Origin of the sequence: Geomonas silvestris, assembly GCF_014193515.1 — a bacterium.
Taxonomy (GTDB): Bacteria; Desulfobacterota; Desulfuromonadia; order Geobacterales; family Geobacteraceae; genus Geomonas; species Geomonas silvestris.
Genome location: NZ_BLXX01000003.1, coordinates 322,709 through 345,118, shown reverse-complemented (window position 1 = coordinate 345,118; position 22,410 = coordinate 322,709). Strand labels below are relative to the sequence as shown.

Sequence of the window (22,410 nt, the reverse complement as noted above, 5' to 3'; positions counted from 1 at the left end):
GGGTGAAGCTGCCAGCTGCGCCGAGGTGGCGCCTTCCCCCTCACCCTGTCCCTCCCGCAGGGGGAGAGGGGACCTGCTTGGAAGGTTCCCCGAAATCCCCTGAATGACCACTCGTGACAGGGTCAGGCCGGGGAAACCAGCCGCTCCAGTTCGGGCGCCAGCGCCGCAAACTCGGTGTCGATGGGGGCGACCGCTTCGATCACCTTCCCCCTGGGGCCGGTGAAGCGCATGCTGCGGCAGTGCAGCATCATCCGGGGAGCGGGAATGCCGCCGTAGCTCTCGTCGCCGATGATCGGGAAGCCGCTGTGCTTTAAATGCACCCGGATCTGGTGGGTCCGCCCGGTAAGCGGCTTCGCCTCCAGCGCCGTGACCCCTCCAGCTTCGGCGAGGACCGTGAAGACGGTGCAGGCCAGCCGGCCGGACTGGGAGACGCCGTAGCGGAACTTGCTCAGCTTGTCGATGGGGGCGTCGACCTTCCACTGGGCGAGGTCCGGCGAGCCCGAAACGAGCGCCCAGTAGGTCTTTTGCACCTTCCCCTCTTTAAGGAGCCGCGAGATGAGGGTCGCCGCCTGCTTGTTCTTGGGAAAGAACATCACGCCGCTGGTGCCGCGGTCCAGGCGGTGCACCACCCGCGCCGGCTCCTTGAGCCCGATGCCCTTCAGGTACATCTCCACGGCGTACTCGACGGTCCCCTTCAGCTGGTAGGGGGTCCGCTGGCTGTTGAAGCCGGCCGCCTTGTGCACCGCGAGAAAGTCCTTGTCCTCGTAGAGGAGATCCCCCTTCTGGTAGACCAGCTCGATGCAGCGTTCCGGCTCCATGACCCCGAAGGCGATCTCGTCCCCCTCCTTGAGGGTCCGCGAGGCGACCCGCACCGTGAGCTGCCCGATGCTGCACCCCCCCCAGTCGATCACCCGCCTGATCTCCCCCTTGGAGTACTGCGGGAAGAACTGCTTCACCCCGTCGTCCAAGCGAAGCCCCGCCTGTTCCGCGCCCACCCGTGCCACCAGTATCATGGCAGGCACCTCCGTGCGCGCAAAAGCGCGGCGATCGTCTTGCCGTCGGTGATCGTTCCCTCCTCGGCCATCTTGAGCGCCTCGGCGAGCGGCAGCCGGACGCAGGATATCTCCTCGTAGTCCTCGGGCCGTGCTTCCCCCTGGGTGAGGCCGGTGGCGAGGTAGAGGTGGATCACCTCGTCGAAGACGCCGGGAGAGGAGTGCAGTACGCCGAGCGACTCAAGCCCCGCGGCGCTCAGCCCGGTCTCCTCGACGAGTTCCCGCCCCGCGGCAAGCATGGGATCTTCACCCGGCGCGAGCCGCCCCGCCGGGAGTTCCAGCAAAAATTCGCCCACCGCCGGGCGCAGCTGCCTGATCAGCGTCACGCTGCCGTCCTCGTGCAGCGGCAACACGGCCGCCCCTCCCGGATGGCGCACGATCTGGTAGGTGTACCACCCCTGCTTGCCGATCAGTACCTCCATCTGCTCTATGTCCACCACGATACCGTTGAACACGGTGGAATGGTTTCTGGTTTCCATGACGACCTCCTCCCCGATACATACCATGTCGCCTGGCGTAAGTGAAGTGATTGTGCTTTCCCCTGAACCTCGGGATCGGGTAAAGTAGGGTGTGGAGGACGGCGGGCAAGGCCAACTTTAGCTATGGCAACCTGCCGGGCAATCTGGTATTCTCGTCAAAATTAGCAACCAAACATAAAATGAGGTGGTGCACAATGGCAAAGGCTAAAGAAGGGGACCGCGTAAAGGTTCATTATACCGGCAGGCTCGATGACGGCACCGTATTCGACTCCTCCGAGTGCTCGGAGGACGATTGCGGCTGCAGCCACGGCCCGATGGAATTCACCATCGGCGGCGGCGAGGTGATCCCCGGTTTTGAAAATGGGGTAGTCGGGCTCGAGGTCGGCGAGGCCAAGACGATCCACATCCCGGTCGACGAGGCCTACGGTGAGCGGATCGAGGAGATGGTGGCCCAGGTGCCGCGCAGCGAACTCCCGGCGGAACTCAAGCCGGAACTCGGGCAGCAGCTCGAAGTGACCCAGGAGGACGGCCAGGTGTTCCAGGTGCTGATCACCGACATGGACGACACCACGATCACCATCGACGCCAACCATCCGCTGGCCGGCCAGGCACTGAACTTCGACATCAAGCTCGTCGAAATCGTCTAGAGCTAGAGCCACCAGACAGAACTGAAAAAGCCCCACCGCCGGATTCCGCTCCGGGGTGGGGCTTTTTTATCGGTTGCCTCGCCAAGGCAAAAGCCCCCTGTGCGACACTGCGCAGGGGGCACCCTTGCGGCCCGGGCAAAGCCGGGCCTGGAAGCCCAAACGACGCTGTTTGATCCGGGGGGCTCTAGTTCTCCGCCATGAAGTGGCACTCGTAGAGATCTTCCAGCGACTGCAGGTGACGGGTCTCGTCAGCCAGCATCTGCTTGAAGAGCGCGGCCATCGGGGCACCCTCGCAGCCGCGGGACATCTTCTGGTAGAACTCGATGGAGCCCTTCTCCAGGTGGATGGCGTAGGCGAGGGCCTCGCGGGCGTCGGAGTCCGGACGCAGCTCGCGCTTGGCCAAGACGTAGTCCAGGTTCATGGTGGGGACCGGCTTCTGCAGCTCGCCTCCCCCCTTCATCTGCCCCTCGACCAGCCACTTCTCCAACTGGTGCTTGTGCTCCAGCTCGTCCAGCGCCGCATCCTTGAAGATCTCGCGGGCAGCCTTGTCCTTCACCAGGCGCAGCGCGGCGAGGTAGCTTCTGAACCCCTCGTTTTCCATCTGGGCAGCCATCTCAATTGCCGCTTCGAATGTGTAACAAACGTCACCCTGCTCTATCTCGGCCATGGAGGTTCTCCTCTAGCTGTTTATTAGCAGCCTTTTTTAACACAGTACGCAGCCAAGCACAAGGCACTTTGTATACAAATGACAGAGTGCCGCTGGCGAATTCCTGCCCCGCTGGTAGACTGTTGCCTTGCGGCAGCACCGACAAGGAGGCAGTATGAGGATATTTCTGGCTGGCGGGACCGGTTTCGTGGGGGGACATCTGCGCCGGGAGCTGGTCTCCCGCGGGCACAGCGTGCGCCTCTTGGTGCACCGCAGAAGCGGGGTGACGGAACCCGGCTGCGAGCAGGTGGAAGGCGACGCCACCGTCCCCGCCAGCGTCGCCGCTGCGGCCCGCGGCTGCGACGCCACCGTCAACCTGATCGGCATCATCCGCGAGTTCCCCGGACGCGGCACCACCTTCGAGCGGCTCCACGTCGAGGCGACCCGCAACCTTTTGAGCGCCAGCCGCGAAGGCGGGGTGCGCCGCTTCCTGCAGATGTCCGCGCTGGGAACCGGACCCGAGGCCCGCACCGGCTACTTTGAGACCAAGTACCGGGCCGAAGAGGAGGTGCGCGCCTCGGCTCTGGACTGGACCATCTTCCGCCCCTCGGTGGTCTTCGGCCCCAAGGACGATTTCGTCAACATGCTCGCCGGCATGATCAAGGCCCTCCCCGCCATGCCGGTGATCGGCGACGGCAACTACCAGTTGCAGCCGATCGCCGCCGACGACGTGGCCCGCTGCTTCGCCGGCGCCCTCGAGCTCCCGGAGACGATCGGCGCGACCTACGCGCTGTGCGGACCGGACCGCCTGAGCTACAACGAGCTTTTGGACACCATCGCCCGCACGCTCGGGATGAAAGGGGTCTTCAAGGTGAGAAACCCGCTCGCCCTGATGCGCCTGGTGGTGCCGGTACTGCAGCGGCTCCCCTTCTTCCCGCTCACCTCGGACCAGCTGGAGATGCTGGTTAAGGGGAACACCTGCGACGGCAGCTGGAGCGCCACCTTCGGCTTCGCGCCGCAGAGTTTCGAGACCGGGATCCGCAGCTACCTGAAGCGCTGACACCCTCCGGGAGGGAGGCGAGCGGAAAAGCCTGCAAACCTTACATTTGTGTTACCGACCCGGCATTTTTCGTGTATGATCGGCGAACCCGCTGGAACTTCAGCTTCCTAACGGGTTCGCCGATACTCTCCAGAGGGGTCCGCTCCCCCCAGATCTTTTCGAGGAGTTACCGAAAGCAATGACCGTACGGATTCTCATTGCCGATGACCATGCCCTGGTGCGCGACGGACTCAGGATGAACCTGGAGGCCCGCGAAGGTTTCACCGTGGTCGGCAGCGCGATGACCGGTCGGGAGGCCGTCGCCAAGACGATCGAGCTCGCGCCCGACGTGGTGATCATGGACATCGCCATGCCGGAGTTAAACGGCATCGAGGCCACGCGGCTTATCTGCGAGCAACTCCCCGAAGTGAAGGTCCTGGTCCTCTCCATGTACAACTCGAGCGAGCACTGCTACCGGGCGCTGCGCTCCGGGGCCCGGGGCTACCTGCTCAAGGAATCGGCGGGCGAAGAGGTGGTGACCGCGGTGAGCACCGTGATGCGCGGCCGACAGTATTTCGGCGCCGGTGTGGTGAACCCGCTCGAGGGACAGGGCCAACATCAGCAGAATTCCCACAAGAGCCCCCTGGAAAGTCTCAGCCGCCGCGAACTGGAAATCTTCCAACTCGTGGTGGAGGGGAAGTCCAGCTCCGAAATCGCCGTTCTACTCGCCCTATCCTCCAAAAGCGTAGACACCTACCGCTCCCGCCTGATGCAGAAATTAGGGGTGCACAACATCCCCTCGCTGGTAAGCTTCGCCCTCCAACACGGCATAACCCCCGCCCGGTGACAGCACTTCCCCCCTTATCCGCAAAAAAGTAGCCATTTAGCTGCACACTGTTGAGAACTCCTGACAGACAGGGGTGCTAATAATCTGTTAGTTCTGAGACACTAGCAGGCTCCGGGCGCACCTGAGGTGCAGGTTAGTCCGACAGCTGGAGCTGCACAGATGGCTTCCGCATTCCCCGAGGCCCCCTCAGGGCGCCGGCAGTGGAGATCCCCCCGGGACAGCCAGTCGGGCGTTAGCCGCTACTTCGCCAGCACCAACCGGGCAGTGCATCAAACCGTCGGAGAGAACCGTACGTGGCAGCAGACCGACTCGCCCCAAACTACACGATGCTGATCGTCGAGGACGACACCGATGCCCTCGAGGCCTTGCAGACCGCCCTCGCCAGGCGTTACCCTGAGCTGAACCTGGTGGCGGCAACGAACGGGGCGCAGGGGCTTCAGCTGTTCCGGCAGTTGCGACCGCAGATCGTCATGTCCGACATCCAGATGCCCGGCATGAGCGGCATCGAGATGGTACAAAAGCTGCGCAGCCTCGCCCCGGAGACGCGGGTGATCATCATCACCGCCCACCTGGAATCCCGGCTGCTTTTGGACTGCCTGAACCTGAACGTCAGCCGGTACCTGGTGAAACCGGTAGCCAAGGAACTCCTGTTCGAGGCGGTGGACGACTCCCTCGAGCGTATCGAGCTGGAGCACCAGCTCAAGGCGCAGAACGTGGCGCTTTTGCAAAGCCGTGAACAGCTCCGCCTCGCGCTCGACGCGGCGGCTCTGGGCACCTGGGATTACCGCCCCGGGACCGGCCAGGTTACCTGGGACGAGCGCAGCCAGGTCATGTTCGGGCTGGAAGGGGTGCAGGTCGAGTACCGCAACGTGCTGGGCCGGATCCATCCCGAGGACCGCAACCGGGTCGACCTCGCGGTACAGCGGGCCGGCGAGACTTCCGGCGGAGACTACCACCAGGAGTTCCGGGTGGTCTGGCCCGACGGCTCCATCCACTGGGTCTCCTCCCAGGGGAAGGTGTACCGGGACGCCGAAGGGGAGCCCCGCTTCATCGGCGCCAACCTCGACATCACGGCACGGGTGCAGGCGACCGAGCAGTTGCTTTTGAGCGAGAGCCGCTACCGCGGCCTGTTCAGCTCGCTGCAGGAGGGGTTCTCGCTGCTCGAGGGGGTGATAGGCCCCGACGGCATCGACTACCGCTTCCTCGAGGTGAACCCGGCCTTCGAACGGCTTACCGGGTTGCGCCGCGAACAGCTGATCGGCAAACAGTTGAGCCTCGTGTTCCCGGATCTGGAGGAGCGCTGGCTCAACTGCCTGGCCTCCGTGGCCATCACCGGGCAGCCGGCACGCCTGGAGCACTGTTCCCAGGGATCGGACCGCTACTACGAGGTGCAAGTGTACTCTCCGGAGAAGGGACAGGTTGCGGCGCTCTACCTCGACGTGAGCGAACGCAGAAAGCTGCAGATGGAGCGCGAGAAAATCGAGCGCCTGGAGTCTCTCGGGGTGCTGGCCGGCGGGATCGCCCACGACTTCAACAACATCCTGATGGCGATCACCGGCAACATCTCGCTGGCCCGCCTGCAGCTGGACAAGGAGAGCCCTCTGGATGCGCGCCTGGAGGACAGCGAAAAGGCGGTGGCGAAAGCCACGGCGCTGACCCGGCAGCTGCTCACCTTCGCACGCGGCGGCGAGCCGGTCCGCAAAAGCGTCTGCACCCAGGCCCTCATCTGCGAGGCGGCCTCGCTTTTCTTAAGCGGCGGCAACTGCAAGGCGGAGCTCAAGCTCCCCGAGGACCTCTGGCAGCTCAATGCGGATCCCGGGCAGATCCACCAGGCGCTCAACAACCTGATCCTCAACGCGGTGCAGGCGATGCCGAGCGGCGGCACCCTCACCCTTTCGGCGGCAAACCAGGTGATCGACGCGGGTTACGGTCGCGGACTGGTCCCGGGGCGCTACCTGAAGATCGTGATAGCCGACGAGGGGTGCGGCATCCCCTCCGAGCTGCTCGCCAAGATCTTCGACCCCTACTTCACCACCAAGCCCAAGGGGTCGGGGCTGGGTCTCGCGTCGGTGTTCTCGATCGTCAAGCGCCACGAGGGTGCCATCAGCGTCTGGTCCACCCCCGGATCGGGAACCAGCTTCGAGCTCCTTTTGCCGGCGGCAAGCCAGAGCGAGCAGGCGCTCGCCGAGCCAAGGGTCGAGCCTGAGCCGCCACCGGCACGCTGTGCCGCGCAGGGGCAGGCGATCCTGGTCATGGACGACGAGGAGATGATCCGCAACCTCGCCTCCCAGATGCTGAACCGGCTCGGCTACCGGACCACGACCTGCTGCGACGGCGCCCAGGCGGTCGATCTCTACCGGCAGAACCTGGAGAGCGACCCCTTCGCCGCGGTGATCCTGGACATGACGGTCCCCGGCGGGATGGGGGGGAAGGAGGCGGCCTACCGGATCCGCTCCATGGACAGCGACGCCGTGCTCATCATTTCCAGCGGCTACACGGCCGACCCCTTTTTGGACGAGAAACGCGAGATGCGGGTGAACGGCTTGGTGGCCAAGCCTTACAACCTGAAACAGTTGTCGGACGAGTTGTGCCGGGCCATGGGAACCGCCTGATTGAAAGGTTCTTCGGATGCAGATGCAGCGCGCGGGCGGCAAGCCGGCTATCCCGCGCGATTCCAGTTTAAGCCAAGTAGGAGGGCAACATGAGCATCAAAGTTATGCTGGTCGACGATCACCGGATCCTGCGCGAGGGGCTCAAGGCCCTGCTCAAGAACTCCCCGGACATCGAAGTGGTAGCCGAAGCCTCTGACGGCCGCGAGGCCATCGAGAAGGCGAGCGAGGCGCGGCCCGAGGTCATCGTCATGGATCTGGTCATGCCGGTTCTCAACGGTATCGAGGCGACCCAGCGCATCCTCGCGGACCTCCCGAGCACCAACGTGCTGATCCTCTCCTCCAGCCAGGAGCGGGCCAACGTGACCGCAGCCCTCAAGGCTGGGGCCAAGGGGTACCTCGGCAAGGAGTGCGTGATCGCCGAACTGGAGAAGGGGATCCGGGCGGTTGCCGCCGGGAAGTCCTACCTCGACCCGCGGATCACCGATCTCTTGATCAACATGTACACCCAGAAGAACACCCAGGACGCCCTGGGGAACTTCGTGGTGCTCTCCAAGCGCGAGCAGGACGTGCTCAGGCACACCGCCGACGGCCGCAACACCAAGGACATCGCCTTCACCCTGAACATCTCGGTGAAGACCGTGGAGACCCACCGTCTCAACATCATGAAGAAGCTCAACGTGAACAGCATAGCGGCTCTCACCAAGTATGCGGTTCGCGAAGGTCTCACCTCGCTCTGGTAGGCCGCAGTCAGACAGCTTCCCCAAAAGGCCGGGCAGGAATATTTCTGCCCGGCCCCTCCCTATTTTTCTGTCAACTTTCCTCATGATCTGCCGATAAGTTCCCTAAACAACTAGGGCGCAGGGCGCGTCTTTGCGTCAGGTCTGGCTGTTTGCATTTGTTTGCCGGGTTTCGTGCCCAGGAGGGGAGTGGATGAGAGTGGTAAAGGCCGTCGGGCGTATCGAGCCGGGCCAAGAACGGCGTTCGGTACACGCTGGGCAAGCGACGCACGGCAGAGGCGGCGTGCTCCCGCAGCGACTGCGCGAGGCCCGCTTCACGGTCGACTTCTGTCGCGCCGTCTACGCGCACCTCGACCCCGCCCAGGTCTGCGCCACGGCCGCGGCAAGGCTCCAGGAGCACTTCGGGTACGGCCTTGCCATCTTCTCCTTTGCCCCGGAAAGCGACCTCGACTGCCTGGCCTTCGTCCCCAAGCGTACCGGCGCAGGCAAAACCGAACTGCAATGCCTGGTGCTCGACCGCCTGCACGCCGAACAGGTGCAAGGCGGCGCCTCCCGCAACCCCTCCGGGGGGGCCGAGGTGAGCTTCGGGCTGCCGGGCGTCCCCGGAGTGCTGCGCCTGTTCCAGGTGGCCGAGACGGCCCAGCCGCTTTCGCGTTCCTTTCTCACCGGTGTCGCCGAATGTCTCAGCGCCGCGCTCATCAAGACGCGCGACCACAAACGGTTGCGCGAGCTCGCGCTCAGAGACGGCATGACCGGTCTTTTCAACCGGCGGGCCTTCCGCGAACTGTTGGCCATCGAGGCCGGGCGGCGCGGAGCGGGTCCGCTTTCGGTACTGATGATCGACATCGACAATTTCAAGGCGATCAACGACCGTTTCGGGCACCCGGCCGGCGACGAGGTCATCACGGCGGTCGGCAAGGCGATCGGCGCAGAGTGCCGCGGTGCCGACCTAGCGGCGCGCTACGGCGGCGAAGAGTTCGCCGTGCTGCTCCCCGGCGCCGAGGCGACCAACGCCGCGGGTGTCGCCGAGCGCATCCGCAGCCGCATCGCCGGGCTCAATTTCAGTTTCGTCTACCCCGACTTCACCGTCACCGTCACCGGGAGCTTCGGCGTCGCTTGCCGGCGCGAGCCCAAGGGGAGCGTCGACGAGCTGTTGCGCGAAGCCGACGACGCGCTCTACGTCGCCAAGCGCAGCGGCAAGAACCGGGTCTCGGTGCACGAGGCATCTTTGCACGAGGTAAACGCGACGAGCCACTGAAGAACCGGGGCGCTTGCGCCCTCCCCCCATCGATCCACCTAAAGGCAACCCGACCCGGAAGCTGAGGCCTCTTTGCCCCCTCCAGGCGCCCACCTACTCGTCCCTTCCGCCACATTTTGACTCCCGGAGCGCTTTCAGGTATAGTGGCGCGCAATTTCAATGAATTGCAGTGTCAGGGGAGGCAGGATGGGTGAAACGGTGAGGTTCGGCATCTCCATGGACGACAAACTCCTGGAGAGTTTCGACAGGCTGATCGAGCGTAAAGGGTACGCGAACCGTTCCGAGGCGATCCGGGACCTGATCCGGGCCGCGCAGGTCGAGCTCGATTGGGAAGAAGACGAGAAGGACGCCATCGGCACCGTTACCCTGGTGTACAACCACCACGTGCGCGACCTCTCGGACAAGCTCACCGAGCAACAGCACTCCCACCACGACCAAATCGTTTCCGCCCTGCACGTCCACCTGGACCCCCACAACTGTCTCGAAGTGCTGGTGGTACGCGGCAAGGCACGCGACGTGCGGCGCATCGCCGACGAGCTGATCGGCGTCAAAGGGGTAAAGCACGGCAAACTCGTGATGACCTCGACCGGCGAAGGGCTGCACTGAGGGAAAGATCTGTCTGCGGTGGGCTCCTCGCGTTCCTGCGATCCTCTATTCCTTTCGCGTCCCTAGCGTCCTTTGAGTCCCTTGTGTCCTCGCCGGCGACAGCCGCCAAGCGAAGACAAAATCCGCGCCAGCCCAGCAAAGGACCACATGTTAAAAGACGACAACTACTGGATGGGGAAGGCGATAGTCCAGGCGAAGCGGGCCGAGGCGATCGGCGAGGTGCCGATTGGCGCCGTGCTGGTTAAGGACGGCGTGGTGATCGCGCGCGGGCACAACCTGCGCGAGAGCAAGCAGGATCCGGCCGCCCACGCCGAGCTGATCGCGATCCGCAGGGCCGCCGCGAAGCTCAAGAGCTGGCGGCTTACCGGAGCCACCCTCTACGTGACGCTCGAGCCCTGCACCATGTGCATGGGGGCCATCATCCTCTCGCGTCTGGACCGGGTGGTTTTCGGCAGCTATGACCCCAAGGGAGGCGCGGCCGGTTCGCTCTTCGACTTCTCCAACGACGCCCGTTTGAACCACAGCGTCGTCCTCACCCCCGGGGTGCGCGGAGAGGAGACCTCCGCCCTGCTCAGCAACTTCTTCAGCGCGCTCAGGGCCGAGAAAAAGCGGGCCAAGCTGCAGAATAAAGAAAGCGAGAAGCTGGCAGCGGCAACAGAGTCACAGGCGAAGGGGTTATAGTCTCAGCGCCAGAGGCGACTCACACCAGGAAAACCTTGCATAACGCAGAAAAATTTGGTACACAACGTGGTAAACTTTTCCTCGGCGTTCAAAGCTCGACGAGAGCCACACCGGGAAGTGCCCAAGTCATAAACGGAGAGATGTCCGAGTGGTCGATGGTGCCTGACTCGAAATCAGGTGTACCGAAAGGTACCTAGGGTTCGAATCCCTATCTCTCCGCCAGTTTTGTAACTAGCTGATTTTGCTAGTGTTGTGAGCCTCTACTGACAGGATGGTCCAAGATTTGGACCAACTGGAGGTAGAGGTTTTGTTTTATCCATCCCATCTTACAACCCGTAATGGTCGCTACTACTACAGGATTGCCATACCCGTAGACCTAAGACCAAAATTCCCTACATGCGAAATAAAAAAGTCACTGAAGGCTACTGACACCAATTGTGCGAGACTCCTTGCTGTTGGTATCGAGCTTAGAGTGCAGCAGGTGTTTGCCCTGATCCGTGCTGGTGTGCTGTCCGGTGATCAACTGCAAAATGTGGTAGGTGAACTATGCCCAGCGAAACGTAAGGCCCCAAGTAAAGGTCATTTGCTATCCGTCCTGATGCAAGAGTACGTTGTCATGCACGAGACAAGGTGGACACCCAAGACGAAAATTGAGATCGTTGCTTGCCATAGGCTGATACAGGATATCCTCGGTGACGTGGACGTGAAGAGCATAACCAAGGCCGTGGTGCTTGATTTCCGAAGTAAGCTTATGCGACTCCCAGCCAACCAGTACAAGATATATCCAGGCAAGACAGCCTCAGAGGTGCTTGACCTTCCTGATGTAACTCCTATGAGCATCAAGTCTGCGAACAAATATATATCGAGGCTTAATTCCCTGCTTAGTTATTGCGTCAAGGGTAGCCTCCTTACCGTCAACTACGCCCAAGGTATGCTCATACCTGAGAAGCGCAGGAGTGACGAGGAGCGTAAGGCTTATACTGTTGAAGAGCTAAAATTGATACTGGGGTGCTTGCCAAGGGACCAGGAGAAACCTGAACGGTACTGGATTCCGGTAGTGGCCATGTTCTCAGGCTTGCGGTTGGACGAGATATGTCAGATGTATGTGGCTGATGTGCAGCAGATTGATGACGTGTGGTGCTTCAGCGTCAACGATGACCAGGACAAGAAGGTAAAGACATTATCCAGCAAAAGGGTCATACCGCTCCACCCTGCCCTGCTAAAGTGTGGGTTCCTGAAATATGTTGAACGACTCCGTGCTGATGGGGTTCCACGGTTATGGATGAACCTGAATTGGCGAGAGGCAGATGGTTACAGCAATGCCTTTGGTAAGTGGTTCCAGAAGTTTAACAGGAGTCATGTGACCACTGACAAGGCCAAGGTGTTTCATAGCCTGCGTCATACGGTAACCGACACCATGAAGCAAGCAGGCGTACAGGAGGTTGTTATCTCCGAGATCATGGGACATGCCAACGATTCTATGACAATGAGCCGGTATGGTAAGAGGTATCAGCCAAAGGTTCTCTTGGAGGCTATGATACACCTGGAATATGGCATCGAGATATCACCAATGTAAGTGCTTAGATTAGAACGAAACACGTAATATCGGAGTTGGAATATTCAAGTATGACAACATACCACTGTAAACCGTGGAAGCGATGTATATCCTTTATATTCGTGAGGTTAGGCTAGATGTTGATAAAATAATCTTACGAAACCGGAAAGTGGTCATGATGTGCAAGTCCCGTTTTTCCAGTACCACTACCCCCTAAACTCAGGAGGTGAAAGGTTCCAATCCCACATTGCTATAACTTGAACGGTCGCGGTGTGTGCTCATGAGTCAGGCTGGTTAGGACGTGTCATTGCGTCAGAGGTGTGGTTGGCATCATAGTGAGCCGATAGGGCAATCCGGTGGTAGCTTGCCAGCGTGCATCAGGTATGGTAAGAAAGCGTTTCGCCCTCTCAAGATCATTTTGAAAAGACCAAAATGATCCTTCGAGTCCGAGCCTAAAACCTTGTAGATGTGCCACAGGCCTAGGTTTCCAAATGGTCATTTATGGTAAAAGTGGCAGGTGTTTTGCGGCAACAGTGACGTCAATAGCGTGTAACTAATTGATATTACATCATGACCAAGGGATTTAGAATCCCTTATGCGAGATTATGGTATGGAAAACAAAGAAGCTCTAGTAGTTAAAGTAGGTAAGAAGCTTAAAAAGGGGCATGGCTCTTTCTGGATACCAAAGAAAGCCGTTGAGCTGTTGATCAAGGACAATAACGCAACAGCTTTGCACATCTATACTTATCTCATAATTGCGAGACATGCAGATGTTTCAGGTATGTTTTCGACCGTTGGCAATTCAGGTATTGTAAGAAAGCTTGGACTCAATAGCGAACAATACCTAAGAGTGACTAAGTATCTCATGAATTTGTCGGAAAATGGTAATAAAGTTCTTTATACTAAAGATGATTGGCAAGCCTATGCGTTTCCAGTCAACGAAAAAATAGAGATGGACAATCAGTTAAATGTGAATAATCCAAATTACAAGCCAAAAAAGTTATTGCCAACACCACCAATGAATAAAGGTGCTGGTAAAAAGGGTTATGTACAGTGGGTGTTGAATACTTTTAATTGCAGCAGAAATGAGCAGGTGTGGTTCCATAATGATCTAATTGAGGATTCAGATAAACAAAAAATTTTGAAGAGGTTGCTTAGATACAAGGATAAGGATGTTATCGCAAGATTACTATTGTTGATGTACAATCATAATGATGTTTCGTATGGTGGTGTAAGACCATACCAAAATATGTATATCCGATATGATATGCGAAAAACAGGTACGGAGAACGGTATTGATATATACCGGGCCAAGGAGTGCGAGCTTTGCCAGAGCGACCACTTTAAGACAGCGATAAAAGAAGTATTTAAAGATGTTGTGATTGATGATGGTCTAATCGTATCGTCGCTTAAGATACTAGAAGGTCTGGGGCTTGTTTATAAGGCAGTTGTTGCACTTAGTAGCGATCCTAACCACAAGGATGCTGTGGTGCTATATGACCTTGATGTGAAGGCTGGCAAGGGTGAACTGTTGTGGGTTAAAAAGAGTCGAAATGCTGGGCTTATCGATGAAGCTGTTAAACATGCTGGATTCGAGTCATCAAGCATATGTGGCAAGTTTTATGATGAGTATACTGTGATTGCAGAAGAGGGTGTAACTCCACACGTTGCAGGAATATTCAAACTAAAGTATGAGGTTTGTAATTCTAAAAATTTGCCAGTAAAAGTGGCAAGATTGGGGCAAAAAGAAGATAAAGCCTTAGTATGCGAGTGGTTATCTTTGTTATCAGGCAATGTTGAAGAGGTAAGTTGCGCGTCAGACGAGTATTGAATGAAAACAGGTTGTAATATAGTATGTTACCGTGTTTTATGCGCTTAAATATTTAAATTATGCCTGGTTATCTTTGGGTAGGTTGTAGAAGAAAAGACTGAGTTTACCTGGACCTTTTTGAAAGCATAAAATATCAGTGTTAAACTTGGGTTTTGAAAAAGTAAATTCGGGTTTTGGTGGAAGTTTGTGAAATGCAAAGTACATTGGTGTTTTCTGGAGGTCTTTAAAATACAAAATATATAAAATATTGTACGTGTTATCGATTGAAACGTGCCAAGGAATAAAGTTGAAAGCTGTAGCGTAACACAAATAACGTTGTTTTCTCTCAATTTATAGAAGCCTTCTGGATGTCCTGCCCAGAAGGCTTTTTTGTATCCAAATAATAAACTTTATAATAGGGGTTATTTTGGGACGCTAGTAGCAGGTAAACCTCAATTGCTATGGAAAGCCATAGTACAAAACAACACAAAAAGGAGAAACACTCATGTTCAACAAAACCACCAACGCCATCACTTTCCCGGACACCACCAACGCAGCAATGATCCGTGACGCTGTCCTCAAAGCCCTTGCCGATGACGACTTCATGGGCAACATCAAGAAGGTCAAGGCTGCTGCAGAGGTTCTTACCCCGAAAGATACTCTTACCGCCACCCTTAAGCGTCTCCAGGGCAATGCCAACAGGGACTTCCTTGAAAAGAAGGACAAGGGCGTAATCGGCTTCACGGATCAGGCCAGAGCCGACAAGATCAAGGTCTATGTTCAGGAACGGTTCCAGTCCTACATGGACGATCCCAAGACCTCCGAGAAGGCAACCAAGCTGTTCAGGGAGGCATACCCTGCCAAGGTCGAGGTAGTTGTCGTTGACGAAGCCACTATTAAGGAAGACGCCGTTGAGGGCGCCGCAATCGACCAAGACCGTACCGAGGGCTAGCCGAATCCTCACAAACAACTGAATACCAGGTACACCCATGAGAGAGGCTTCGCGGCTTCTCTCATTTTTTGTGTATTCCCGCCTTGATATACTCCCCCAACAGCAGTTCCCATAGCCCAAGAATAGACCCCAGTACTATCCTTTTCTAAAAAATACTGCAACCGAAAACAAGATGCGCTTAATAACATATATAAAGACCGACACTGATCGGCAGTTGCTCTCTGAGAGGGCAGCACATTTCAAATGACGTAGGAGAGAACGAGATGAAAAAAATTAAGTACAAGACGCACTCTAAGTATCAGTACACAAGATTGTTAGATCAAAAGGAGGTTGCTGAGATGTTGGGCGTCTCAACTAAGACACTAGAGTGCTGGCGTTGGAAGAAGATAGGACCGGAGTACATAAAGATAGGCCGCCTTGCACGGTACATGGATAGCGTGATTATGGCATATATAGATGAGCTTGCAGGAAAGGAGATGACAGTTAGCAAGCAATAGAGAGAGCAGATAGCAGCAATCGGATAATGATCCAAAATATTAGCAAAAGGAGAGCCTATGGCTAAAAAACAAAAAGCCCCATACGAGGGGCTAAAAGGTAATTGTAATGGAAAAAATAAATATGAAACAGGCAGCACTTGATTATGCAGGAAAGGGAATTGCAGTGTTCCCATTATGGCAAAATGGTAAGGCACCACTGACGAAAAATGGTTTTAAAGATGCCACCACTGACCCTATTGTTATTAACCAGTTATGGAGTCAGCATCCAGATGCAAATATAGGTGTACCCACTGGCGCAGTCACTGGCTGGCTTGTAGTGGACGTAGACAACAAGAATGGTGTTTTAGGTAGTGATACCCTCAAAATATTAGAATTGCAGCATGGTGAATTGCCAGGAACCAGACAGCACTCGACTCCTTCGGGTGGATATCACCTGCTGTTTAAGCGCCCAAATCGTGAGGTGCCTTGCAGTGCAGGCAAGTTAGGCCCTGGACTCGATGTGAGATGCGAAGGTGGTTACATTGTTGCTCCTCCTTCCGTCATTGATGGGGGCCGTTATCAGGCTTTAAATATGTGCGAGACGTTAGCAGATGCACCTGAGTGGTTGGTGGACCTAGCTGTTGCTAAGAAGGCGGTTAGTTCCAGTGCTGAGGGGATGAAGGAAGGTGGTCGGAACCAGCACATATTCAATGTGGCTATTGGGTGCAACAAACAAGGTATGGCTTACGAGGATGCCGTTGAAGCAGTGGTTGCAGAGAATAGAAGGTGTGACCCTCCACTAGAGGTCAAAGAGGTCCAGCGTACACTTGACAGTGCGTATAGGTACGAGGTCTCAGATGTTCAGCCCGAGATCGAGGAACTTAACAGGAACCATGCAGTGGTAATGGTTGGTGGCAAATGTCGTGTCTTGAAAGAAGCGACATGCCCGGTATTCAACTGGCCAGATATTGAACTGTCGGCACCGAAAGACTTCAAGGAGTTTTACAGCAACAGATATACTTTGGTCGCTGGGAAACAAAGAAAGCTCGGTGATACATGGTTTAGTCACCCGAATCGTCGCCAGTATGAGGGTCTGATCTTTAACCCCGGAGGGACACCAAAGGGATACTATAACCTATGGCGTGGGTTCGCAGTTGAGCCAGTTGCAGGTGATTGCAGCCTATACCTCAAGCATGTTGAGGAGAATATCGCCAATGGAAACAAGGAAATTTACGATTACATCATAGGCTGGATGGCCCATACGGTTCAGCACCCAGATGAACTTGTAGGGACTGCTATCGTCATGCGTGGTGCGATGGGTGTTGGTAAAGGTGTCTTTGCTAATGGGTTCGGTTCGTTGTTCGGAAGGCACTATCTACCTATGAACCAGAGTTCCCAGTTGACAGGTAAGTTTAATGCTCATATGAAAGATGTAGTCGTACTATTAGCAGATGAAGCATTCTGGGCAGGAGACAAAGCTGCGGAAGGAGTATTGAAGGGACTGATAACTGAACCATTCTTGACTATAGAAGGTAAGGGTGACAAAGCCTTTAAGATGAAGAACCACCTTCATATGATGTTTGCAACTAACAATGATTGGTGCGTCCCTGCTGGTCCGAATGAAAGACGGTTTTTTGTCGTTGATGTAAGCGATAAGCACCAACAGGATCATGTCTACTTTGGTGCAATAGAAGACGAAATGAAAGATGGTGGACGTGAGGCGCTGCTACATTACTTGATGAACTATGATCTTGGTAGTCTTGACTTAAGAAAGTTCCCAAAGACCAGTGCGCTACTAGAAACCAAACTCATGAGCTTAACGCCAGCACAGAAGTTCTGGTATCATGTACTAGAAACAGGGAATTTGCTACCAAACAGCGAGTCAGGATGGCAAGACGGAATCGTTGAATCTCAATGGTTATATGATATGTACGTTAAATTTCTTCAGGACATCGGAGTTAAACATAAGGCATCAGATACCGAGTTGGGTATGCAACTAGGGAAGATGGTGGCTTCCGGATTCAAGAAAGGTAAGGTCACTATAAGTAAAGGTGTTAGGAAGAACTGTTATACTTTTCAGTCATTGGCTGAGTGTAGAAGTGACTTTGATAAGTTCATTAATTCACCAATAGATTGGCCTACAGAAGAATAAAATATCATTACAAAGTGAAAAGGGACCTCTTCTTGTTAATCAGGAAGGGGCCTTTTTGTATCTAGAAGCATAAAGTGCCATACCTGTCATACCTAAAAAACAAAGGTGTGCCGCTGTAAACCCGCATGAATACCGGCTTCGGCATACCTGTCCTACCTGTCATACCCTTAATAGAATAAAAATAAAATACTTAAGACAGACAATATATCCTCCCCTATATGTAATATGCAATAATATAAAAGCAATTCACCAAAAAGGTGTGACAGGTGTGGCAGGTGTGACACTCCATTGATATTATTGCACTTTTGGCGCCATACCTTTAAGCTTGAGGGGTGCCATCTGTCCTACATTGATATTAGAAAGTCTCATAGCATTTTCACGCAAAGCCTCGGAGTGCCCTGGGTAACTATAGGAGATCCGCGTGACGAAAAAGAGACCCCTGCACCTCGAATATTAGCTGAAAATTTAAAAACCATACCCTACTGAGGCTGGGTGGTAAAAGTCCCGCCAGAAGTGAAATATGGGGCCATTCAAGCTAAGCTCTTCCGCTAAGTCTTGGTTCATGTTATAACCCGCACATAACAACTGATCCCCTACAGACGGAGCAATCATGAACATGGACCAGAACAAGCTCACAGGAATCCATCTGCTTGAATCGACAATTGGCATAGAGTTTGAGGTATTAGCGAACGAGTATCAGGAACTACCCCTTGACAATGGCACGGTTAACTCCTCTCACAAGATCGTCTTCCAGATCACCGAGGAAGAGCCTGATATCTCCTCTGTTGGAGTTCTATTTGCCCTGGCCCTTATGTCCTTCACTTATGCGGCCCCAAGAGGCTATTCCTTCAACGACTTTATCCCTGACGAAGAGTACAACCTGGGGTACTTCCTTGAAGGGTTACATTTTGAGCGTGGAGTACTTAGTCATGAAGCTGACTATGTGTCTGGTAGGTGTGTTAAGACCGATATTACCTTTGAGCCAGGAGGTAAGGTAACTATCTCAATAAGGAATAGAGGACGGGGAGCGGACCGATGGGTTATCCATTTGCAGGGTAGGAAGCATGTTCAAGCTGTGTGACAGGTTATCAGTGATCAAATCATCTGGACAAGGAGATATATATGAAAACAGTTATTACTATCCTGGCTCTAATTGTATATCTGATCCCGTTGAATGCCGATGCAGCCTCTAAGAAGGTGAAGAGGGTTGAGGCGCCTAAAGAGACATTATATGTGTGCGGAGTTGAGTTGTATTTAGGGATGAAGCGAGATGCAATTGAGAAATCATTATCTGGATGTGATGATAGAGGCTCAGACAAAGAAAATATTACCTTGTGGCAAGATAAGAATGTTGTAGGTGTTATCTCATTTAACTATGACAATAGAGTGACTAGAGCTTACCGCGAGTGGCATACAGCCAACGATTCTTCTTCTGAACTTGTAAAAACTTTAGTCGAAGCAGTTAATTCAATGCCTGAAACTGTGAGGAACAAAAACTCAGCCAATGTCTATGTCAGGAATGAACCTAACATAAACGAACACTCAATGATTGTGTGGTTTCAGGGGAAAAAGAGTATCAGGCTAGAAACAATTGAAATTAAGCAGGATAAACGGTCTTATGTTTCAATTAGGGAGTTTCTTGAGGAACGATAAGGGGGACAGCAGAACGCTGCTTGTAGAATTATCAAGAACTAAAAGAAGAAGCCCTACCACCATTGGTAGGGCTTCCTAGTACCTCTTCACAGCATTATCCTCGGAGCACCGAGGATGTTTAACTTCCTGTACTATCAAGCTTATTGCGTATTGCCTCTAAAAGTTCCATAAGCTTAGTCTCTACTTCAGACTTGTTATCCCCAAGAGACCCTAGGTCTATAGTCTGGATAGCTTTGATAGCCTTGTCTGAGATATCAACCGTCTTCTTATAGGAAGGGCTCTTTACATATGGTCTCTTAGTATCCACTTTAGATAGGGATGCCAGTAATATCTCATATGCTTTCTTCCTACCCTTATCAGTCGGCTTACGTGCAACTTTCAGTAGTGCATTCCTTGATAGGTTCTTCCTTGTACGAGCATCATCACGTATCTCTTGAGACAATCTTGCTAGCGTAACTATCTCAGTAACAGTATTAGCGGCCTTCCCTATCAGATTACCTAACTCGTCATGGGTGTAGTTGTGTTTGGTCCTTAGATTTTCAAGAGCCTCAGCTTCATCGACCGGATGAAGCTCACTCCTTAAAATATTATCTATAAGAGCTACTTCATCGAACTTATCACTGCTAACCAACATTGCTGGAATCTTCTCTTTACCAAGCGCCTGAAATGCTTTGAACCGTCTTTCTCCAGAAACAATTATGTTGCAGTCGTTATTGTCAACTCGGAAGATAATAGGGTACAACAATCCTTTATCAGCAATGGATTGCTTTAAAGATTCAAGTTCTGCTTCGTCAAAGTGTTTGCGTGGTTGGTCAACATCCCTGTACAACTGGTCTAAGTTAACTTCGTAAATCACGCCTCTTTTGAATTTTTTGGGAGTGCTGGATTCTGTTGGCATGGTAAACCCTCCTGAGCGGTTAGATTACGAAAAAGGAATATATACAGGTTTTGATAAAAACTCAATATTTTATCTTTTGTGGGAGAGGTCTTAGTGGGATTGGTTGAATTTAGAGCAACAATGCCTATGCTGAGTGGACACTACTAAAAGGCATGTGATGGTTGGGTTGGGATGGAAAGCCCTTCTATATGACTAATGTGGGTGCCGTATGCAGTATCGCGTGAATTTGCTTTCATATTAAGGCACTCTATGATATATGGCTGATGGATACTTGGCTCAACAACTTTCTGAAAGGAGAATGGTCATGACAAAGAGGAAGGTCGTTCATGTTGTCCCAGATAAAAAACAGGGAGGTTGGAATGTTGAAGTCGAAAAGCAGCAAGGGAAGAAACATTTTGAGACAAAAGATGATGCTGTGGGCGCTGGGAAAAAAATAGCTAAAGAAGGCCCCCTTGGCCAGATCAAGATTCACAAGCAAGATGGAACAATTCAGACTGAACATACTTACGGAGAGGACCCTAAGAACATCCTGGGCTAACGGATTTTTTTTGCTACTGAGCATTTAGTCTTAAATATAGGGAGACATTATGAAGGTTTTAATAGGTATTCTGACTCTAGTTGCGATGGCGGCTACCTGCTTTGCTGATCAATATGTCAACGGATATACTCGTAAAGATGGAACTTATGTGAACGGTTACACCCGTTCGGACAGTGATTCATCTTACAATAATAATTATTCTACGAAAGGGAACACCAACCCCTACACAGGGGAGTCAGGCACTAACTCACGCACCTACAATGACCGCACCCCAGATTATAATACTAAAACCTACGGCAATCCTGGATATGATAATTCGTATGGTAGCTCAGGAAGTAAGTCTGGTAGGAAAAGTAATTCACTTTATGGCAATTAGTCGCAAGTCGATAAGCTGAAAATAATGCCATGGATTTAGATGACTCGCAGCTCGCTCATGATCTAACAATACCTCCGGGTGTTTGATGCGTTATATAAGGCATGTCTCTTCAGACGTGTCTTTTTTTATTTACCGGAAAAAACGCCAAATGGAAGCTTTAGTGTCAGAACGATGCTCATTGCAGCTACCATTCCGGTAAAAGTATGTCTGTGGTAACGCCAAGGTAAAAACTATTTCTAGGGTCTAATATGGAGGCATCGTTGCATCCAGTGAATATGCTTTCATGTTGCTACCTTTCATGATATAAGCCTTTGATAATAATTCCGTTTCATTATACATGCTACAAAAAGGGGGGGGGACTATGAGTCAAGGGTGTTTTTATAAAGCAGCAGCTATCATGATGCTACTGTCAGTTTGCGTTTCCTTTGCCAGTGCCGCAGAGAGTGGGAGGTCATCAAATACCCAGATCAAAAAAGCTATCATCAAAGACTCCATAGCCAGCTATCCCGGTAACTGCCCCTGTCCCTATAGTGTAGCAAGGAATGGTAGCAGTTGCGGAAGAAGGAGCGCATACAGCAAGCCAGGAGGGTATAGCCCCATTTGCTATGACAAGGACGTGACTCAGGAGATGATAAAGGAGTGGCGGGAATCGCATGCTATGAAATAACCTTATAGGTTAAATTGGGTAGCAAGGAGGCTTAGTATGAAAAGATGCATTATTATGTTTTCCATTATGTTACCAATAGCTATTTCAGGTTGCGGTTTATATGAGACCAAAGAAGATAAGCAGGGAAGAACAATAAGGGTAAATAGGCTAACCGGTGATGTCGCCATAGTTGATGGCGATAAATTGGTTAGAGTGAAAAGCGAAAAGGAGGTTGCACAGGAAAAGATGCGAGAGGACAAGTTGTCAGTAACAAAAGGTTGGGATAAATCAATGCTGTTAAATGAAATCCCGGTAGGTTTAAAGACAAAATGGGTTGATGGTATTATGTCTTATCAGTTGTCTGTTGAGGGTAACCTACGTACAAGAGGCACTTACTTTTCGGAGATAACGGCAGTATTTAAAGACAAAGATGATTTCCATATTGCCAAGATACCAATAAAATCTAATGCATTTACAGGTCTAGTTGGATTTGATGGTAAAACAGTATCAAATATGAGTTATAGTGACCAGTTACCTTTGTCGAAAGATGAGTATGCACGTATCACGTCATGGGAGTTGATTTGGTCTGGTTTCAAAGACCAATAGTGTCGCAATAATAGTATTGCTGCATTGCGACTAGTGTGCTGGAGTGTTAATATGATGTGGTTTTAAAATGCGCTCGTTCGATTTTATCGATGATGGGAAATCTCCGTACATTCCGTGTAGATGACTTTATAGAAATGCAAAGTG

Annotated in this window: 22 protein-coding genes and 1 tRNA gene; 19 read left to right on the top strand and 4 right to left on the bottom strand. The window is 53.3% G+C overall.

Translation table 11 applies throughout. The features are described from left to right. Positions 1 to 122: 122 nt before the first annotated feature. Positions 123 to 1,013: an RluA family pseudouridine synthase gene (locus GMST_RS07825; protein WP_183354074.1), complete on the bottom strand. Its 891-nt coding sequence runs from the start codon at positions 1,011 to 1,013 to the stop codon at positions 123 to 125. Then, positions 1,010 to 1,531 carry an NUDIX hydrolase gene (locus tag GMST_RS07820; protein ID WP_183354073.1) on the bottom strand — a complete coding sequence of 174 codons (522 nt, stop codon included), beginning with the start codon at positions 1,529 to 1,531 and terminating at the stop codon, positions 1,010 to 1,012. Before GMST_RS07820 ends, GMST_RS07825 begins: the two co-directional genes overlap by 4 nt. A 194-nt stretch (positions 1,532 to 1,725) precedes the next feature. On the opposite strand from GMST_RS07820, the gene GMST_RS07815 reads away from it, so the two are divergent. Continuing rightward, on the top strand, positions 1,726 to 2,178 hold the full coding sequence (locus GMST_RS07815; protein WP_183354072.1) for an FKBP-type peptidyl-prolyl cis-trans isomerase: 453 nt from the start codon (positions 1,726 to 1,728) through the stop codon (positions 2,176 to 2,178). 184 nt (positions 2,179 to 2,362) lie between these two features. Here the strand turns inward: GMST_RS07815 and GMST_RS07810 are convergent, their stop codons facing one another. Further along, entirely contained in the window at positions 2,363 to 2,845 is a 483-nt protein-coding gene (locus GMST_RS07810; RefSeq protein WP_183354071.1) for a ferritin family protein, read from the bottom strand. Positions 2,846 to 2,999: 154 nt separating this feature from the next. On the opposite strand from GMST_RS07810, the gene GMST_RS07805 reads away from it, so the two are divergent. From GMST_RS07805 to GMST_RS07735, 15 genes are all read left to right on the top strand, one after another. Continuing rightward, a complete protein-coding gene (locus GMST_RS07805; protein WP_183354070.1) occupies positions 3,000 to 3,884 on the top strand; it encodes a complex I NDUFA9 subunit family protein in 885 nt (294 codons plus the stop codon). Between the two features lie 178 nt (positions 3,885 to 4,062). After that, positions 4,063 to 4,710: a response regulator transcription factor gene (locus GMST_RS07800; protein WP_183354069.1), complete on the top strand. Its 648-nt coding sequence runs from the start codon at positions 4,063 to 4,065 to the stop codon at positions 4,708 to 4,710. A gap of 293 nt (positions 4,711 to 5,003) precedes the next feature. Next, positions 5,004 to 7,322 (top strand): response regulator, encoded by a 2,319-nt coding sequence (locus GMST_RS07795; protein ID WP_183354068.1) that lies wholly within the window; start codon positions 5,004 to 5,006, stop codon positions 7,320 to 7,322. A gap of 89 nt (positions 7,323 to 7,411) precedes the next feature. After that, complete coding sequence (locus GMST_RS07790) at positions 7,412 to 8,062, top strand: response regulator transcription factor (RefSeq protein ID WP_183354067.1); 651 nt, start codon at positions 7,412 to 7,414, stop codon at positions 8,060 to 8,062. A 190-nt stretch (positions 8,063 to 8,252) separates the two neighbouring features. Continuing rightward, positions 8,253 to 9,317: a GGDEF domain-containing protein gene (locus GMST_RS07785; protein ID WP_183354066.1), complete on the top strand. Its 1,065-nt coding sequence runs from the start codon at positions 8,253 to 8,255 to the stop codon at positions 9,315 to 9,317. Between the two features lie 186 nt (positions 9,318 to 9,503). Next, complete coding sequence (gene nikR / locus GMST_RS07780; protein ID WP_183354065.1) at positions 9,504 to 9,923, top strand: nickel-responsive transcriptional regulator NikR; 420 nt, start codon at positions 9,504 to 9,506, stop codon at positions 9,921 to 9,923. A gap of 147 nt (positions 9,924 to 10,070) precedes the next feature. Further along, the gene (gene tadA, locus GMST_RS07775; protein WP_183354064.1) at positions 10,071 to 10,604 is read left to right on the top strand and encodes a tRNA adenosine(34) deaminase TadA; all 534 of its coding nucleotides are present in this window, start codon (positions 10,071 to 10,073) and stop codon (positions 10,602 to 10,604) included. Positions 10,605 to 10,738: 134 nt separating this feature from the next. Next, positions 10,739 to 10,826: transfer RNA gene (locus tag GMST_RS07770), tRNA-Ser, on the top strand. A gap of 61 nt (positions 10,827 to 10,887) precedes the next feature. Beyond that, on the top strand, positions 10,888 to 12,180 hold the full coding sequence (locus GMST_RS07765) for a site-specific integrase (protein ID WP_246399281.1): 1,293 nt from the start codon (positions 10,888 to 10,890) through the stop codon (positions 12,178 to 12,180). Between the two features lie 589 nt (positions 12,181 to 12,769). Next, positions 12,770 to 13,990 (top strand): hypothetical protein, encoded by a 1,221-nt coding sequence (locus tag GMST_RS07760; protein ID WP_183354063.1) that lies wholly within the window; start codon positions 12,770 to 12,772, stop codon positions 13,988 to 13,990. A 484-nt stretch (positions 13,991 to 14,474) separates the two neighbouring features. Beyond that, a complete protein-coding gene (locus GMST_RS07755) occupies positions 14,475 to 14,921 on the top strand; it encodes a hypothetical protein (protein ID WP_183354062.1) in 447 nt (148 codons plus the stop codon). Positions 14,922 to 15,184: 263 nt separating this feature from the next. Further along, complete coding sequence (locus GMST_RS07750) at positions 15,185 to 15,418, top strand: helix-turn-helix transcriptional regulator (RefSeq protein WP_183354061.1); 234 nt, start codon at positions 15,185 to 15,187, stop codon at positions 15,416 to 15,418. Positions 15,419 to 15,524: 106 nt separating this feature from the next. Next, positions 15,525 to 17,549, top strand: coding sequence for a bifunctional DNA primase/polymerase (locus tag GMST_RS07745; RefSeq protein ID WP_183354060.1), 2,025 nt, complete (start codon positions 15,525 to 15,527; stop codon positions 17,547 to 17,549). Between the two features lie 610 nt (positions 17,550 to 18,159). Further along, positions 18,160 to 18,630, top strand: a complete 471-nt coding sequence (locus tag GMST_RS07740) for a hypothetical protein (protein ID WP_183354059.1) — start codon at positions 18,160 to 18,162, stop codon at positions 18,628 to 18,630. A 41-nt stretch (positions 18,631 to 18,671) separates the two neighbouring features. Continuing rightward, positions 18,672 to 19,202: a hypothetical protein gene (locus tag GMST_RS07735; RefSeq protein ID WP_183354058.1), complete on the top strand. Its 531-nt coding sequence runs from the start codon at positions 18,672 to 18,674 to the stop codon at positions 19,200 to 19,202. Between the two features lie 118 nt (positions 19,203 to 19,320). Here GMST_RS07735 and GMST_RS07730 read toward each other — a convergent pair whose 3' ends face one another. Beyond that, positions 19,321 to 20,100, bottom strand: coding sequence for a ParB/RepB/Spo0J family partition protein (locus tag GMST_RS07730; protein WP_183354057.1), 780 nt, complete (start codon positions 20,098 to 20,100; stop codon positions 19,321 to 19,323). A gap of 304 nt (positions 20,101 to 20,404) precedes the next feature. Here GMST_RS07730 and GMST_RS07725 point away from each other — a divergent pair, with 304 nt between their 5' ends. The 3 genes from GMST_RS07725 (at position 20,405) to GMST_RS07715 (ending at position 22,266) form a co-directional block, all read left to right on the top strand. Further along, positions 20,405 to 20,638, top strand: a complete 234-nt coding sequence (locus GMST_RS07725) for a DUF2188 domain-containing protein (protein ID WP_183354056.1) — start codon at positions 20,405 to 20,407, stop codon at positions 20,636 to 20,638. 49 nt (positions 20,639 to 20,687) lie between these two features. Next, positions 20,688 to 21,014, top strand: coding sequence for a hypothetical protein (locus GMST_RS07720; protein ID WP_183354055.1), 327 nt, complete (start codon positions 20,688 to 20,690; stop codon positions 21,012 to 21,014). Positions 21,015 to 21,717: 703 nt separating this feature from the next. Further along, positions 21,718 to 22,266: a hypothetical protein gene (locus GMST_RS07715; protein ID WP_183354054.1), complete on the top strand. Its 549-nt coding sequence runs from the start codon at positions 21,718 to 21,720 to the stop codon at positions 22,264 to 22,266. Positions 22,267 to 22,410 lie beyond the last annotated feature (144 nt).